The 12,770-nt window shown below is 72.7% G+C and carries 12 protein-coding genes; 6 read left to right on the top strand and 6 right to left on the bottom strand.

Annotation, left to right across the window (positions count from 1 at the left end; genetic code table 11):
• Positions 1-21: 21 nt before the first annotated feature.
• Positions 22-954 (bottom strand): LAETG motif-containing sortase-dependent surface protein, encoded by a 933-nt coding sequence (locus ACZ52R_RS19745; protein WP_465661671.1) that lies wholly within the window; start codon positions 952-954, stop codon positions 22-24.
• A gap of 241 nt (positions 955-1,195) precedes the next feature.
• Here ACZ52R_RS19745 and ACZ52R_RS19750 point away from each other — a divergent pair, with 241 nt between their 5' ends.
• From ACZ52R_RS19750 to ACZ52R_RS19760, 3 genes are all read left to right on the top strand, one after another.
• Positions 1,196-1,426 (top strand): hypothetical protein, encoded by a 231-nt coding sequence (locus ACZ52R_RS19750; protein ID WP_360497947.1) that lies wholly within the window; start codon positions 1,196-1,198, stop codon positions 1,424-1,426.
• Positions 1,427-1,447: 21 nt separating this feature from the next.
• Positions 1,448-2,761, top strand: a complete 1,314-nt coding sequence (locus ACZ52R_RS19755; RefSeq protein ID WP_465661673.1) for an amidase — start codon at positions 1,448-1,450, stop codon at positions 2,759-2,761.
• A gap of 190 nt (positions 2,762-2,951) precedes the next feature.
• A complete protein-coding gene (locus ACZ52R_RS19760; RefSeq protein WP_465661675.1) occupies positions 2,952-3,575 on the top strand; it encodes a TIGR03086 family metal-binding protein in 624 nt (207 codons plus the stop codon).
• A gap of 31 nt (positions 3,576-3,606) precedes the next feature.
• On the opposite strand, the gene ACZ52R_RS19765 is transcribed toward ACZ52R_RS19760, so the two are convergent.
• The gene (locus ACZ52R_RS19765) at positions 3,607-3,753 is read right to left on the bottom strand and encodes a hypothetical protein (protein WP_465615622.1); all 147 of its coding nucleotides are present in this window, start codon (positions 3,751-3,753) and stop codon (positions 3,607-3,609) included.
• Between the two features lie 203 nt (positions 3,754-3,956).
• On the opposite strand from ACZ52R_RS19765, the gene ACZ52R_RS19770 reads away from it, so the two are divergent.
• Positions 3,957-4,778, top strand: a complete 822-nt coding sequence (locus tag ACZ52R_RS19770) for a protein phosphatase 2C domain-containing protein (protein WP_465615624.1) — start codon at positions 3,957-3,959, stop codon at positions 4,776-4,778.
• Positions 4,779-4,926: 148 nt separating this feature from the next.
• Here ACZ52R_RS19770 and ACZ52R_RS19775 read toward each other — a convergent pair whose 3' ends face one another.
• On the bottom strand, positions 4,927-5,886 hold the full coding sequence (locus ACZ52R_RS19775) for a pirin family protein (protein ID WP_360497937.1): 960 nt from the start codon (positions 5,884-5,886) through the stop codon (positions 4,927-4,929).
• 130 nt (positions 5,887-6,016) lie between these two features.
• Positions 6,017-6,520 (bottom strand): SseB family protein, encoded by a 504-nt coding sequence (locus ACZ52R_RS19780; protein WP_396288965.1) that lies wholly within the window; start codon positions 6,518-6,520, stop codon positions 6,017-6,019.
• 213 nt (positions 6,521-6,733) lie between these two features.
• Between ACZ52R_RS19780 and ACZ52R_RS19785 the strand changes: the two genes are divergently transcribed.
• Together ACZ52R_RS19785 and ACZ52R_RS19790 are read left to right on the top strand one after the other, a co-directional pair.
• A complete protein-coding gene (locus tag ACZ52R_RS19785) occupies positions 6,734-8,563 on the top strand; it encodes an acyl-CoA dehydrogenase (RefSeq protein ID WP_465661677.1) in 1,830 nt (609 codons plus the stop codon).
• Between the two features lie 381 nt (positions 8,564-8,944).
• Entirely contained in the window at positions 8,945-10,252 is a 1,308-nt protein-coding gene (locus tag ACZ52R_RS19790) for a M18 family aminopeptidase (RefSeq protein WP_465615679.1), read from the top strand.
• 81 nt (positions 10,253-10,333) lie between these two features.
• Here ACZ52R_RS19790 and ACZ52R_RS19795 read toward each other — a convergent pair whose 3' ends face one another.
• Both ACZ52R_RS19795 and ACZ52R_RS19800 read right to left on the bottom strand, forming a co-directional pair.
• A complete protein-coding gene (locus tag ACZ52R_RS19795) occupies positions 10,334-12,148 on the bottom strand; it encodes an NHL domain-containing thioredoxin family protein (RefSeq protein WP_465753813.1) in 1,815 nt (604 codons plus the stop codon).
• 64 nt (positions 12,149-12,212) lie between these two features.
• Positions 12,213-12,725 carry a GNAT family N-acetyltransferase gene (locus ACZ52R_RS19800; RefSeq protein ID WP_465615683.1) on the bottom strand — a complete coding sequence of 171 codons (513 nt, stop codon included), beginning with the start codon at positions 12,723-12,725 and terminating at the stop codon, positions 12,213-12,215.
• Positions 12,726-12,770 lie beyond the last annotated feature (45 nt).

Below are 12,770 nucleotides of genomic sequence, written 5' to 3' on the forward strand. Positions count from 1 at the left end.
CGGGGGTGAGTCGGGGTGGGATCAGCCGTGGGCGCCGGCCTTGCGGCGGCGCAGGACGAACAGGGTGCCGGCGCCGGCGGCGAGGACGGCCGCGCCGCCGAGGGCGATCGGCAGGGTGTCGGAGCCGGCGCCGGTCTCGGCCAGGTGCGGGCCGCCCGCCGAGGGCGAGGCGGAGACGGCGACGGCCGGGGTGGTGGCGGCCGTGGTGGCGCCGCCGGTCGCGGCGACGCGGAACTCGCCCAGGTAGTCGTCGAGGAACTGCGTGCAGGCCTGCGGCTTGTTGTTGGCCGGGGTGGGCACCTTGTCGTTGTCGAAGGCGTCCGAGCCGGCCTCGTAGTTCGCGCCGTACTTTCCGACCGGGGCCTTGGCGGTCGCGGCTATCCGGACCTTGTAGGTGACCTTCTCGCCCTTGGCCAGTTTGAAGTCGGCCACCCGGAGGGCCCGGTCGTCGAGCTTGGCGGGCTTCCAGCCGGAGCCGGTGTCCAGCTGGACGTCGAAGAACTCGGTGCTCCACTGGACCGGAGCGGCCCCGTCGAACTCGTCGGTGACGTAGAGGCTGTTGTGGATGACCGGCAGGTCGACGCCGCTCTTGTTCTCCCAGGTCATGGTCATCTCGGCGGCCGGGCCGCCCTTGACCAGGGTGGTGCCGTACAGGCCGGTGCCGGTGACCTTGAGCAGGGAGCTCTGGTAGACGCCGCCGTGGCAGCGGTTGTCGGCGGTCGGCGTGGGGGCCGGCAGGGTCGGGAGGTTCGTCGGCTTGCCGGTGGCCGGTGGGGCCGGCGGGGCCGGGGTGGTCGCGGCGGTGCTCGGCGGGCCCGAGGGGGTGGCCGGGGCGGTCGCGGCGGCGCTCGGGGTCGGGGCGACTCCGACGGCGCCGGCGGTGGCGGCGCCGATCGTGGCGCCGAGCGAGAGCGCCACCAGCGTGGACGTGGCCAGAAGGCGGGAAGAGCGCACGGTGAGGGCTTCCAGTTCGGTGAAATATGGCTGAAATCAGGCGACTTCGGGCTTCGGCAGGGCCATCGGCGCTGGTCGCGCCCGCGCACCTTATCCGGCCATGGTGGCCGGATTTCGCCCAGGGGCCGGACGGTCCTGCGGCAGGCGGCGGAGAACCTCGGCGGGTTCCCCGGTGGCGGCGCGAAAGGCCTGGCGGAGGCTCCGGTTGCCGGGGCTGGGAGGGGGTCGGACGATGGGGGGCATGATGCACCAGATGCGAGCCGAGTACGGCGCCGGCGGCGCGGCCGAGGGCGTGCGGCTGTGGCACGTGGTCCGGGGCGAGGAGAGCGTGGCCATGTGCGGCCGGGAGCTCGATCCGCAGGCGCCGGTGCGGGAGGCGGTGGACTGGGGGAGGACCCCGGAGCTGTGCTGCCACACCTGCGGGGCGTACTTCCTGCGCGAGGCGCCGTACCTGGCGGCCGAGCACCCGTAGACCCGGTCTACTGTGCCCGGTATGGATGAACCCCCCGTCCGGCCGCGGTCGTTGACCCGCGAGGTCGCCGCGCTGCGTGCCGGGGAGCCGGGGCTGCCCGAGTACGTCGACCGCTTCTGCACGCTGCTCGAGCGGGTGGACCCGCTGATCCACGCGTTCGTGCCGGAGCCCGGGCGGCACGACCGGTTGCGGGCGCAGGCGCGGGAGCTGGCGGCGCGGTACCCGGTGCCGGACGGGCGGCCGCCGCTGTACGGGGTGGCGGTGGGGGTCAAGGACATCGTGCACGTGGACGGGCTGCCCACGCACGGGGGGTCGGCGCTGCCGCCCGGGGTGCTGGCCGGGCCGCAGGCCGCGGTGGTGGACCGGCTGCGCGCGGCGGGGGCGCTGGTCGCGGGCAAGACGGTGACCGCCGAGTTCGCCGCGAGCGCCCCGGGCCCGACCCGCAACCCGCACCACCCGGGGCACACCCCGGGCGGCTCCAGCAGCGGTTCGGCGGCGGCGGTCGCGGCGGGGCTGGTGGCGCTCGCGGTCGGCACCCAGACCGTCGGCTCGGTGATCCGCCCGGCCGCGTACTGCGGGGTGGTGGGGTTCCGGCCGACGTACGGGCGGATCCCGATCGACGGCGTGCTCCCGAACGCGCCGAGCTTCGACACCCTGGGGGTGTTCACGGCCGACCTGGCGGGCGCGGAGCTGGCGGCCGCGGTGCTCTGTGACGACTGGCGGCCGGTGGCGGGGGGCCCGGGGCCGGAGCCGGTGCTCGGGGTGCCGGACGGGACGTACCTGGAGCACGCCGAGCCGGCCGCGCTGCGCGCCTTCGAGGAGCAGCTGGAGCGGCTGGCGCGGGCCGGGTTGAGGGTGCGCCGGGTCGAGCTGTTCCCGGACTTCGCCGAGGTGAGGCGGCAGTTGCAGGCCGTCAACCGGTTCGAGCTGGCCCGCAGCCACGCCGACTGGTTCGCCCGGTTCGGCGGCCTCTACCGGCCGGAGACGGTGGCGAGCATCCGGGTCGGCCAGGGCGTCGCGCCCGAGGACCGGGCGGCCGCGCTGCGGTTCCGGGAGCGGCTGCGCGAGCGGGTGGACGGGGCGGGAGCGGCGGCCGGGGTGGACCTGTGGCTGGCGCCCTCGGCGACCGGCGGGGCGCCGGAGGGGCTGCACAGCACCGGGGACGCGGTGATGTCGCTGCCGTGGAGCTTCCTCGGGCGGCCGGCGCTGAGCCTGCCGGCCGGACGGACCCGGGACGGGCTGCCGCTGGGCCTCCAGGTGGTCGGCGCGGCCGGTGAGGACGAGCGCCTCCTGCTCCGATCCGCCCTGCTGGAGCGGGTGTTGGCGGAGGGTTAGGCGAGCGCCGGGTCGGCCGGATCGGCGGCCTCGGCGCACAGCAGGCGCAGCAGGAGGCGGTCGGCCCGCTCGTACGGCGGCTCGACCTGGTGGTCACCCGCGGGCTCGGCCACCGCCGGATTATCGCGGAACCGGCCGTCGTTGATCAGGTGATCGGATTCCTGTCCGCCGACCTGGAGGTCACCGTCGTATGAAGCTCGTCGAATTACACGCACAGTCCATGGAGTTGGCCGCCGACGTGGTGGACGCGGTACGGCCCGAGCACCTGGACCTGCCCACCCCGTGCGCGGACTGGACGCTGCGTCAGCTGCTGGAGCACTGCGTCGGCCAGCACCAGGGGTTCGCGGCGGCCGCCCGCGGCGCCGGGCCCGACCTCGCCCTGTTCGCGGACGCCCCGCTCGGCGCCGACCCGGCGGGCGCCTTCCGCCGGACCGGCCTCGACCTCGGCGCCGCCTTCCGCGAGGCGGCCGCCGCCGACCGGGCGCTCTGGCTCCCGGAAATCCGCGACGGCGGCCCGTTCCCGCTCGCGCAGGCGGTCGGCTTCCACCTGCTCGACACCCTCGTGCACGGCTGGGACGTCGCGGCCACGCTCGGCACCGGGGCGGGCCTCGTCGCGGCGGTGGACGGCGACGAGGCGCTGATCGCTGCGCTGCTGGCGGTGACCGAGGCCGTTCCGGACACCCCGGAGGCCCGGGCGCCCGGCCGGGCCTTCCGCCCGGGCCTGCGACCGGGAACCGGGCCGGGCCGGTTCGAGCGCGCCCTGGCGCTGCTCGGCCGCGATCCGGCCTGGAACGGGCAACTCGGGAACGGGTAGCCCGGCAGCGGGTGGCTCGGCAGCGGGTGACTCAGGAACGGGTGGCTCGGGAACGGGCGGCTGGGGGGCTTTCGTCGCGCTGCTCGTCGGGGAAGCGCGGTCCGCCGATCAGGAAGAGCAGTGCGGCGGTCGGAAAGCCGAGCGAGGCGGCCAGCAACACGATGAACTGCCAGAACATCTTCCGCTCCTCGTCAGTCACGGGCCGCCCGGGCACCCGAAGGTGATCCCAAACCTGACCCGCCCCGATTGGCCGAATTGTCCGGTCACTTCCCGACGGTATGGCCGAATCGCCCCGGCTGCCACCGGACGTCGCGCCCGGGCCCGCGCCGCACCGGCGCACGGGTCTGGGCGCGGGCCGGGGGCGGCGTCCACACTGTCGGGATGCAGCTACAGCTCGCAGGGGAAGCACGGCGGCCCGACCGCGAGAGTGAGGACTTCGCGGCGGCCTCGCCGGAGGCGCTGGTCCTGCTGGACGGCGCGAGTTCGCCGGCCGGCCTGGAGTCCGGGTGCCGGCACGGGACGGCCTGGTACGTGCGTCGGTTGGGTGTGCACCTGCTCGCCCGGCTCACCGACCGGGCGGACCGCTCGATCACCGAGTGCCTGGCCGACGCCATCGTGGAGACGGCCGCGCTGCACGGCGGCCGTTGCGACCTGGCGCATCCCAACACGCCCGCCGCGATGGTGGTCGCGGCCCGCAGACACGGCGAGACGCTGGAGTACCTGGTGCTCGGCGACTCGCTGCTGGTCCTGGAGTTCAAGGACGGCCCGCCGAAGGTGATCGGGGACAACCAGCGCTTCCCCGGCGGGGAGGGGCTGCGCCGCCAGGTCTGGTCGACCGTCCCCGGCTCGGCCGAGCGGGCCGCGCTGCACCTGGAGTACGCGCTGGCCGTCCGTGCCGCCCGCAACCGGGGCAACGGCCCGTGGATCGCGGCCGCCAGCCCGCGCGCCGCCGAGCACGCCGAGACCGGCTTCGTCCGGCTCGACCGGCTGCACGCGCTGGCCGCCCTCACCGACGGCGCCTCCCGCTTCACCGAGCGCTTCGGGCTGGGCAGTTGGGGCGACGCCCTGCGGTTGCTCGCCGAGTCGGGCCCGGGCGAGCTGATCGCCCAGGTCCGCGCGGTGGAGCGGGCGGACGCCGCCTGCGAGCGCTGGCCGCGCGGCAAGACGCACGACGACGCCTCGGCCGTGTACGCGCTGCTGTAGACCCCGCACGCAGCCGGCCGGGCCGCGAGAACGGCAGAACGGCCGGGACAGGAGAACGGCCGGGACAGCAGAACGGCAGGACTGCGGGGGCGGCCGCAGGTGAGACCTGCGGCCGCCCCCTCCGGGTCGGTGCCCGGACCTGTCCGCCTTACCTGCCGGAGGCCGGGACGGTGCCGAGGCGGCCGGCCTGGAAGTCCTCCATGGCCTGCTGGAGTTCGCGGTGGCTGTTCATCACGAACGGTCCGTACCAGGCGACCGGCTCGCGGATCGGCAGGCCGCCGAGCAGTACGACCTCGAAGTTGGGGTTGCGGGAGTCCTGGTTCTCGTCGGCGCGCAGGGTGATCGAGTCGCCGTCGCCGAACAGGACCGCCTGGCCCCTGTGGAACGGGCGCCGCTCCTGGCCGGCCGAGCCCTTGCCCGCCAGGCCGTAGGCGAGGGCGTTGAAGTCGGAGCGCCAGGGCAGGGTGACCTGGGCGCCGGGGCTCACCGAGGCGTGGATCATGGTGATCGGCGTGTGGGTGGCACCGGGTCCCTGGTGGCCGTCGAGCTCGCCGGCGATCACCCGGAGCAGGGCGCCGCCGTCCTCGGTGCTGAGGAGCTTGACGCTGCCGCCGCGGATGTCCTGGTACTTCGGGGCGATCATCTTGTCCGAGGCGGGCAGGTTCACCCACAGCTGGAGGCCGTGGAAGAGGCCGCCGGACATCACCAGCGACTCCGGCGGGGTCTCGATGTGCAGCAGGCCGGAGCCGGCCGTCATCCACTGGGTGTCGCCGTCGGTGATGACGCCGCCGCCGCCGTGCGAGTCCTGGTGCACGAAGGTTCCGTCGATGATGTAGGTGACGGTCTCGAAGCCGCGGTGCGGGTGCCAGGGGGTGCCCTTGGGCTCGCCGGCCGCGTAGTCCACCTCGCCCATCTGGTCCATCATGATGAACGGGTCGAGGTACTTGGTGTCGATCTTGGCGAAGGCGCGGCGGACGGGGAAGCCCTCGCCCTCGAAGCCCTCGGGGGCGGTGACCACGGTGCGGACCGGGCGGGCGCTCGTGACGGCAGCGTCCGGCGTGGTGACGCGGGGAAGGGTCAGCGGGTTGTCGACGGTCACGGCGGGCATGTCGGCCTCCTTCGAGGGGGGTTCTTCGGCCTACGTGCACGAGGTTAGTTCAATTCTCAACAACAAGCAAGTTGAAAATTGAACTATGTAGCGACGGAGGAGCGCGGGCTCCTCTTCCTTACAGGGTGGACTAGCCGTACATCCGGCGCATGGTGAAGTCGACCATCTGCTCGACGGCCTTGGCGTCGAACACCATCCGGTGCTCGCCCTCCATGTCCAGCGCGAAGCCGTAGCCGGTCGGCAGCAGGTCCAGGACCTCGGCGCCGGTGACGGTGAAGTGCTTGGAGTCCTTGCCGGCGTAGCGGCGCAGCTCCTTCAGCGAGCTGAACATCGGGATCACCGGCGTCGGGGTGTTGTGCAGTGCGAGGAAGCCGGGGCGTTCGCCGCGCGGGCAGTGCACCTTCGAGGTGATGAAGATCGCCTGGAAGTCCTCGACCGCCATCGAGCCGGTGGTGAAGGCCCGGACCGCGTCCGCCAGCGAGGGCGGGGAGGGTTCGGGGTAGAGCGACTGCTGGTCCGTCTGTGCCTGCGCGCCGTAGGCGTCCGGTCCGGGCATGCCGTTCATGCCCGGCTGCGGTCCCGCCTGCTGCTGGTAGGGGTCGCCCGGGTATGCGTTCTGGTCATATCCGTACACACGGACAGGCTAGCGGGAGCGCACCCGCCCGCGCTGGCGCCGATCCTGACAAGGAGTGGTCGCCGGGACTGTGGGACGTGACCACGTTCATAGCGGATTCACCGTCGAGGGCTTGCCCAAGTTACCGCTGGGTAGCATCATGATGCCTACTGGTGGGTACGGGACGCCGGAACGCGGCGGTCTCCCGGAAGCGACGAACCGGAGAAAACGGCCATGGGTCACTACAAGTCCAACCTGCGTGACGTGGAGTTCAACCTCTTCGAGGTGTTCGGCCGCGAGCAGGTCTACGGCACCGGACCGTTCGCGGACATGGACGTCGAGACCGCGAAGAACATCCTCAGCGAGATCTCGCGCCTGGCCGAGAACGACCTCGCCGCGTCCTTCACCGACACCGACCGCAACCCGCCGGTCTTCGACCCGGAGACCAACACCGCGCCGATCCCGGCCGCGTTCAAGAAGAGCTACCAGACCTTCATGGACGCCGAGTGGTGGCGCCTGGGCATCCCGGAGTCGATCGGCGGCCAGGTCACCCCGAACTCGCTGATCTGGGCCTTCGCCGAGCAGATCCTCGGCTCGAACCCGGCCATCTGGATGTACTCCTCCGGCCCGGCCTTCGCCGGCGTCATCGCCGAGGAGGGCACCGAGGCGCAGCTCGAGGTCGCCAAGCGGATGACCGACCGCCTGTGGGGCTCCACCATGGTCCTCACCGAGCCCGACGCGGGCTCCGACGTGGGCGCCGGCCGCACCAAGGCGATCCAGCAGGAGGACGGCTCCTGGCACATCGAGGGTGTGAAGCGCTTCATCACCTCGGGCGAGCACGACATGTCCGAGAACATCATCCACATGGTGCTGGCCCGCCCCGAGGGCGGTAAGCCGGGCACCAAGGGCCTGGGCCTCTTCATCGTCCCGAAGTTCGACTTCGACTGGGAGACCGGCGAGCTCGGCGAGCGCAACGGCGTCTACGCCACCAACGTCGAGCACAAGATGGGCCTCAAGGCCTCGAACACCTGCGAGATGACCTTCGGCGCCAAGCACCCGGCCAAGGGCTGGCTGCTCGGCGACAAGGTCGACGGCATCCGCCAGATGTTCAAGATCATCGAGTTCGCCCGCATGATGGTCGGCACGAAGGCCATCGCCACCCTCTCCACCGGCTACCTGAACGCGCTGGAGTACGCCAAGGAGCGCGTGCAGGGCGCCGACATCTCGCAGTTCCTGGACAAGACCGCCCCGCGCGTCACCATCACCCACCACCCGGACGTGCGCCGCTCGCTGCTCACCCAGAAGGCCTACGCCGAGGGCATGCGCGCGCTGGTCCTGTTCACCGCGTCCACCCAGGACGACATGATGGCGGCCAAGCTGCGCGGCGAGCAGGACGAGGCCGCCGAGCGCCTGAACGACCTGCTCCTGCCGATCGTCAAGGGCTACGGCTCGGAGAAGTCCTACGAGCAGCTCGCCCAGTCCCTGCAGACCTTCGGTGGCTCCGGCTACCTGCAGGAGTACCCGATCGAGCAGTACATCCGCGACGCCAAGATCGACACCCTGTACGAGGGCACCACCGCCATCCAGGGCCAGGACTTCTTCTTCCGCAAGATCGTCAAGGACGGCGGCCAGGCGCTCACCGCGCTGTCCGAGCAGATCCAGAAGTTCCTCGGCTCCGCCGCCGGCGGCGACGCCCTGGCCGCCGAGCGCGAGCTGCTCGCCAAGGCCGCGGGCGACCTGGAGGCCATCGTCGGCAAGCTGCTCGCCGACCTGACCTCGGTCGAGCAGGACGTCAAGAACATGTACAAGGTGGGCCTCAACACCACCCGCCTGCTGATGGTCTCCGGCGACGTCGTCGTCGGCTGGCTGCTGCTGCGCCAGGCCGTGGTGGCCCTCGCCAAGCTGGAGGCCGGCGCCTCGGAGAAGGACATCCCCTTCTACCAGGGCAAGGTCGCGGCGGCCCGCTTCTTCGCCAAGAACGTCCTGCCGACCGTCACGCCGCAGCGCGTGATCGCCGAGGGCATCGACAACGAGATCATGGAGCTGGCGGAGGAGGCCTTCTAAGGCCTTCCTGCACCTTCTGACTGCCTGACGAAAACCCTCACACCGAAGGGCCCGGCTGCCACCGGGCCCTTCGGTGTGTCCCGGCCCTTTTCCCGGGCGCTTTCCCCGGGCGCTTTTCGCCGGTGCTTTCCTCCGTGCTCTTCCTCCGTGCTCTTCCGCGGTGCTTTGCTGCGGTGCTCTCCCCGGTGGCCGTCGGCTTCACGGCCTGCTGACCGTACGCGACCAGGGAGTATCCGCCCGGCGGGCGGCGCGTGTTGCGGGTCGTTCACGGTTGTGTCCGGGTTGAGAGCTTCCGAATGCCCTGTCCGTGTACGGGCATATGCTCAACGTGCGAAGTCGACTCCCCATCCGGCTTCGGCCCTCCCTCAACCCAGGAGCAGTATGTCGACCGCCGCCCGCCAGGCTTTTTTCGACCGGACGCACAGCGACGATCTGATCGCGTTCCTCGGCACCTCGCCGTCCCCGTACCACGCGGTCGCGAGCGCCGCGGAGCGGCTGGAGAAGGCGGGCTTCCGGCAGGTCGCCGAGACGGACGCCTGGGACGGCGCCGCCGGCGGGCGGTACCTGATCCGCGGCGGCGCACTGATCGCCTGGTACCTGCCGGAAGGGACGGGCCCCGAGACCCCGTTCCGGATCGTCGGCACCCACACCGACTCGCCCAACCTGCGGGTCAAGCCGCTGCCTGACACCGGCTCGGCCGGCTGGCGGCAGGTCGCCGTGGAGATCTACGGCGGCGTCCCGCTGAACACCTGGCTGGACCGGGACCTCGGCATCTCCGGCAGACTCGCGCTCAAGGACGGCACCGCCCGGCTCGTCCAGTTGGACGAGCCGCTGCTGCGCGTGCCGCAGCTCGCCATCCACCTGGACCGCCAGGTCAACGAGGGCATGAAGCTCGACAAGCAGCGCCACCTCACCCCGATCTGGGGCCTCGGCCCGGTCGACGAGGGCTCCCTGATCTCCTACGTCGCCGAGCGGGCCGGCCTGGCCGCCGCCGACGTGGTCGGTTGGGACCTCATGACGCACGACGTCCAGCCCGCCTCCTACCTGGGCCGCGACCGCGAACTGCTGGCCGGCCCGCGCCTGGACAACCTGCTCTCGGTGCACGCCGCCACCGCCGCGCTCGCCGCCGCCGCCACGGCCGACGGCGCCGCCGAGCTGCCGTACATCCCGGTCATGGCCGCCTTCGACCACGAGGAGACCGGCAGCGAGTCCGACACCGGAGCGCAGAGCCCGCTGCTCGGCAACGTCCTGGACCGCACGATCCACGCCCGCGGCGGCACCCCGGAGGACCGCGTCCGGGCGCTCGCCGGCACCGTCTGCCTCTCCTCGGACATGGGCCACGCCGTCCACCCGAACTACAGCGAGCGGCACGAGCCGGGCCACCACCCGATGCCCAACGGCGGGCCGATCCTCAAGGTCAACGTCAACAACCGCTACGCGACCGACGGCGTCGGCCGGGCGGTGTTCGCGGCCGCCTGCGAGAAGGCGGGCGTGCCGTGGCAGACCTTCGTCTCCAACAACGCGATGCCCTGCGGAACGACGATCGGCCCGATCACGGCGGCGCGCCTGGGCATCAAGACCGTGGACTGCGGCATCGCGGCGCTCTCCATGCACTCGGCGCGCGAGCTGTGCGGCGCGGAGGACCCGTACCTGCTGGCGAGCGCGATCAAGGCCTTCCTGGAGGGCTGAGCACCTCCGGTACGACAGGGGCCCGGCTTGCGAGCCGGGCCCCGTGTCGTCCGGTCGTCCGGGCCCCGTGTCGTCCGGGGGCTACTCCATCCCGGCCAGGACCAGCGGGAGGCGGCGGGCACCGCCGGCGACCAGCTTCACCGGCACGCCCCAGTCCTGCTGGTGCACGTGGCAGGCCGGGTACTCGATCCCCGGGTCGTCGTCGCAGGAGGCCGCCATCGCCGAGACGTGCAGCACGCCCTCGGCGACCTCGTCGGAGAGCACCAGCTCCCGGGAGAGGTCGCTGTCCGCGCCCCCACCGGAGACCAGCAGCTCCGGCGGGGTCGCGCTGACGAGCAGCCGGGTGGACGGGCCGTAACGCTCGTCCAGCTTCTGGCCGCTCGGCGCCGAGAAGACCACGTCCAGCCGGAAGGCGCCCGGCGCGACCTCGGTGGCCGCGCGCTGGGTGCGGTGCGCCACCGACTCGACCCGCACCGCCTCCTCCGGCAGCCGCAGCCTGGTCAGCCGGTGCCGGGCCGACTCGACCACCACGATGTCGCCGTCCACCAGCACCGCCCCGGAGGGCTCGCGCAGGTCGGTGGCCAGCGTGCTGACCTCGCCGGTCGCCGGGTCGTAGCGGCGCAGCGCGTGGTTGTAGGTGTCGCTGACGGCCACCGAGCCGTCCGGCAGCACGGTGACGCCCAGCGGGTGCTGGAGCAGGGCCTGGTCGGCCGCGCCGTCGCGGTGGCCGAAGTCGAACAGGCCGGTGCCGACGGCGGTTTGGACCGTCTTGGTTTCACGTGAAACCGAACGCAGCGCCGAGGTCTCGGAGTCGGCGACCCAGAGCCGCTCGCCGTCCGCGGAGACCGCGAGGCCGGACGGCTGGGCGAACCAGGCCTCGGCGACGGGCCCGTCCACCAGACCCTCGTTGGTGGTGCCGGCCGCGACGCCGACCTCGCCGGCCGCCGGGTCGTACGCCCACAGCTGGTGCACGCCCGCCATCGCGATCCACACCCGGCCGTCGAACCAGGCGACGTCCCACGGCGAGGAGAGGTCCACCTCGCGGGCCGGGCCCTCGGTGGGCGAGCCCTGCCACCACTGGCGGCCGGTGCCGGCCAGCGTGGTCACGCTGCCGTCGGCCAGCCGCAGGCCGCGCAGGGCGTGGTTGACGGTGTCGGCCACGACCACGTCGTACTCCGAGCCCTCCGGCAGCAGCGCCAGGCCCTGCGGCTCGCTGAACCGAGGGCTGGTGCCGTCCACCAGGCCGCGCTGCCCGTCGCCGATCCGGCGCACCACCGTCTCGCCGTCCTCGGCCAGCTCCACCAGCGAGTGATGGCCGGAGTCGGCGACCAGGAAGTGCCCGTTCGGCAGCCGCACCGCCTTGCCGGGGAACCTGAGATCCCCCGCGGTCGGCTCCGGCGCCACGTACGGGCCGTCGCCACGGCGCAGCGTGCCCTTCGCGGCGTGCTCGGCCTCCAGCTCCTCGACCAGGCGGGCGATCGCGTGGGCGTGCCCCTCACCGGCGTGCTGGGCGACCACGTACCCCTCCGGGTCGATCACCACCAGCGTCGGCCAGGCCCGCACGGCGTACTGCTTCCAGGTGGCCAGCGCCGGATCGTCCAGCACCGGGTGATGCACCTCGTACCGGGCGACGGCGTCCACCACGGCCTGATGGTCGGCCTCGTGCACGAACTTCGGCGAGTGCACCCCGACGATCACCACCGTGTCGCGGTGCTTCTCCTCCAACTCCCGCAGCTCGTCCAGGACATGGAGACAGTTGATGCAGCAGAAGGTCCAGAAGTCCAGGACGGTGATCTTGCCCCGGAAGTCGGCGAGCGTGAGCTCCTTGCCGCCGGTGTTCAACCAACCGCCTGCCCCGACCAGCTCGGGGGCGCGTACACGTGCACGAGATGCCATAACCCCATCAAACCGCATCGCACCTGCCCGCATTCCGGAGCGGGCGGACCCCTGCGTCACAACCTCACCGGCGGGTGAGGTCGGCCTGCCAGCGGGTTTCGCCGTCCTGGGTGCGGGCGGTGGGGTGCAGGCCGAGGGCGGTTGCGACCCTGGCGGAGGCGTGGTGGTCGGGGTGGATGTGGGCGACGGCGGTGGTGACGCCGGCGGCGGTGAGGTGGTCGAGCAGAGCGCGGGTGGCCTCGGTGGCCAGGCCGCGGCGCTGCCAGGGGGTGCCGACCACCCAGGCGAGTTCGGCTTCGTCGGGGCGGACGGTGGCCTGCACGTAGCCGAGGAGGGCGCCGTCGGCGCGCAGCCGCAGGACCCAGTTGCCCCACTGCTCGGCCGGGTCGGGGGAGCCGGCGGCGAGCCGGGCGCAGCGGGCGTGCATCTCCTCCGCGGTGGCCGGGCGGCCGCCGGTGAAGGCGTGCAGGGCCGGGTCGGCGAGTGCGGCCGCCAGTTCCTCGGCGTGCTCCGGGGCGATCGGCAGCAGGTCGAGGCGCTCGCTGTGCAACGGGGCGGCGGTGGGGTCGGGGTGCATGGCGGTATTGAACGCGACCGGATGCCGTCGTGCGACGGGGTTTCC

The organism is Kitasatospora sp. NPDC034023 (genome assembly GCF_055575795.1).